Origin of the sequence: Acidiphilium sp. PM (genome assembly GCF_000219295.1) — a bacterium.
In the GTDB taxonomy this organism is placed as follows: domain Bacteria; phylum Pseudomonadota; class Alphaproteobacteria; order Acetobacterales; family Acetobacteraceae; genus Acidiphilium; species Acidiphilium multivorum.
The window spans coordinates 1-3,214 of sequence record NZ_AFPR01000360.1; the positions used below are offsets into that span (position 1 = coordinate 1).

General features: G+C 68.2%; 3 protein-coding genes and 1 pseudogene. All 4 read left to right on the forward strand.

The window, feature by feature from the left end; all coding sequences use genetic code 11:
- Positions 1-306: pseudogene (locus tag APM_RS12640) on the forward strand (DNA primase); the annotation flags it as partial.
- Between the two features lie 42 nt (positions 307-348).
- Positions 349-2,265 (forward strand): RNA polymerase sigma factor RpoD, encoded by a 1,917-nt coding sequence (gene rpoD, locus APM_RS12645; RefSeq protein WP_007423767.1) that lies wholly within the window; start codon positions 349-351, stop codon positions 2,263-2,265.
- A 9-nt stretch (positions 2,266-2,274) separates the two neighbouring features.
- Positions 2,275-2,874, forward strand: a complete 600-nt coding sequence (locus tag APM_RS12650; RefSeq protein WP_007423768.1) for a GNAT family N-acetyltransferase — start codon at positions 2,275-2,277, stop codon at positions 2,872-2,874.
- Between the two features lie 37 nt (positions 2,875-2,911).
- Positions 2,912-3,214, forward strand: a 303-nt coding sequence (locus tag APM_RS12655) for a pseudouridine synthase (protein WP_007423769.1), incomplete at its 3' end; no start/stop codon positions are given.

Genomic DNA, 3,214 nt, shown 5'->3' on the forward strand with positions numbered 1-3,214 from the left:
GCCCTTGACTCGGCGCTCCTCCTCAACCATCTCGCTCAGTCAGGTTTGCGTGAGGCGGCGGAACTCGCCCTGTCCGTCCTGCCGCGGCGGGGCCGCGGCAAGGAGACGGCAGGCGAAGCCCTGGAGTCGCTCTGGTATGGCATCTACGGGCTGATGAATCTGGACTGGCTGCGGCAACAATGCGAGGAACAGCGGATCAGGTTCGAGCAGGACCCCACGCCCGAAAACAACAACCGTCTGCGGGCCCTCGTCGAAGCGCGCTATCGCGCCGAGCGGGGCGAAGCGGACCTCGAAGCACCAACTTGAGCGCGCGCCCCCCGCGTCGCTGCCCTGGAGATTGATACACTGATGGCGACCAAACAAGCTGCTCCCGCCGAGACCGCCGCGCCCGAGGCCGAGGCGGACACCGCGACGCTCGACATCCAGTCGGCCTCGGTCAAGCGCCTGATCGCCCGCGGCAAGGAGCGGGGCTACATCACCTTCGACGAGCTGAATGCCGTCCTGCCCTCCGAGCAGAACAGCTCCGAGCAGATCGAGGACGTGATGTCGATGCTCAGCGAAATGGGCATCCAGGTGGTCGAGGGCGAGGAAGGCGAGGAGGCGGAAACCGCCGGCCGCGCCGAGAAGGACGAGGAGGCCGCCGAGGACGAGGAGGCCGCCTCCGGCAATATCAGCGAATCGAGCGGCAGCCGCACCGACGATCCCGTCCGCATGTACCTGCGCGAGATGGGCACGGTCGAGCTGCTCTCGCGCGAGGGCGAGATCGCCATCGCCAAGCGCATCGAGGCCGGGCGCGACATGATGATCGGCGGGCTCTGCGAAAGCCCGCTGACCTTCCGCGCGATCATCTCGTGGCACGAATCCCTCAAGGACGGGAAGATGCTGCTGCGCGACGTGATCGACCTCGAGGCCACCCAGGGCGGCGGCGATGGCGGCTTCAACCCCTCCGCCGCGGTCCCCGAGGAACCCGAGGAGGACGAGGAGGGCGAATCGAGCGGCCTCTCGCTCTCCGCCGTCGAGGAGAAGCTCAAGCCCGAGGTGTTCGAGACCTTCACCGAGGTCGAGAAGCTCTACGAGAAGTTCATGAAGCTCCAGCACAAGCGGCTGGAGGCGCTGAACGCCGGCGAGGAAATGGCCTCCCGCTCGGAGAAGACCTACGAGAAGCTGCGCGACGAGCTGGTGGCCAAGGTCGAGCAGGTCAGCCTGCACAACAACCGCATCGAGGAGCTGGTCATCCAGCTCAAGGAGCTGAACCAGCGCCTGAACGGGCTGGAAGGCCAGATGCTGCGCCTCGCCGAGGGCTGCAAGATCACCCGCGACGACTTTCTCGACGCCTATCGCGGCCGCGAGATGGACCCCACCTGGCTCGACGACGTGGCGAAACGCCCCGGCAAGGGCTGGAAGGTCTTCGTCGAGCGCTACGGCACCCAGGTCACCGAGCTGCGCGCCCAGATCGGCCGCATCGCCGCCGAGGCGCAGCTGCCGATCGAGGAATTCCGCCGCGTCTATTCCACCGTCTCGCGCGGCGAGCGCGACTCCACCCGCGCCAAGAAGGAAATGATCGAGGCCAATCTCCGCCTCGTCATCTCCATCGCCAAGAAATACACCAATCGCGGCCTGCAATTCCTCGACCTGATCCAGGAAGGCAATATCGGCCTGATGAAGGCGGTGGACAAATTCGAATACCGCCGCGGCTACAAGTTCTCGACCTACGCCACCTGGTGGATCCGCCAGGCGATCACCCGCTCGATCGCCGACCAGGCGCGCACCATCCGCATCCCGGTCCACATGATCGAGACGATCAACAAGCTGGTCCGCACCTCGCGGCAGATGCTGCACGAGATCGGCCGCGAGCCCACGCCCGAGGAACTGGCCGAGAAGCTCGGCATGCCGCTCGAGAAGGTGCGCAAGGTGCTCAAGATCGCCAAGGAGCCGATCTCCCTCGAAACCCCGATCGGCGACGAGGAAGACAGCCATCTCGGCGACTTCATCGAGGACAAGAACGCGATCATCCCGCTCGATGCCGCGGTTCATGCCAACCTGCGCGAGGCCGCGACGCGCGTCCTCTCCTCGCTCACCCCGCGCGAGGAGCGCGTGCTGCGCATGCGCTTCGGCATCGGCATGAACACCGACCACACGCTGGAAGAGGTCGGCCAGCAGTTCAACGTCACCCGCGAGCGCATCCGCCAGATCGAGGCGAAGGCCCTGCGCAAGCTCAAGCACCCCTCGCGCAGCCGCAAGCTCAGGAGCTTCCTCGAGGACTGAGGCGCCGCCATGCTCGAATACGCCCGTGTCCGTCCCGGCGAGCCGTTCGACCGCGTTCAGGTCACGGTGACGTTCCTGCGCATGGACCGTCACCCGCCGCGGACCTGGCCGGCCCTGCCGCCCGGCGCGGCGATCGAGTATGTGCCGCACATGGATGTCGCGACCTATCGCGACCTCTACGACCGTGTCGGCCAGCCCTGGCTGTGGTGGCTGCGGCGGATCATGCCGGATGCCATGCTCGCCCGCCACCTGGCCGATCCGGCGGTCGCCATCCACGTGCTCCGCGTCGATGGCGCGGTCGCCGGCTTCTTCGAGCTCGACGCGACCCCCTGGCCGGACGTCAATCTCAGCTATTTCGGCCTGCTGCCGGGGGCGATCGGCCGCGGCCTCGGCTTCGCCCTGCTGGGGGCGGCGATCGAGCAGGTCTTCGCCGGCCCGGTCCGCGGCATGACGGTCAACACCTGCACGGCGGACCATCCGCGCGCCCTGCCCAACTATCTGCGCGCCGGCTTCCGCATCGTCCGCCGCATCGACGAGATGTGGGACATTCCCCGCCGGCTCGGCTTCGAGGTGCCGGACCATCTCCGCCCCGCCCAGCGCCCGGCCTGATTCCGTGTCCCCCGGCCGTGCCGCGCCCGGGAACGGCATGATCGACCCGGTCATCCTGTACCACTCGACCCATCTCGTGGTGATCGACAAGCCGGCCGGCCTGCCCAGCCATCGCGGCCGCGGCGGCGGGCCGAGCGTGGAGGACTGGTTTCCCCGCTGGCGGCGCGGCGCCGACGGTCCCTGGCTGGTCCACCGGCTCGATGCCGACACCGCCGGCTGCCTCGCCATCGCCCGGCGCAAGACCACGCTGGTCGCCCTGCAGCGCGCCTTCGCGCAGCGCCGGGTCGGCAAGACCTACTGGGCGATCGTCGAGGGCGTGCCGGCGGCGGCGCACGGCACG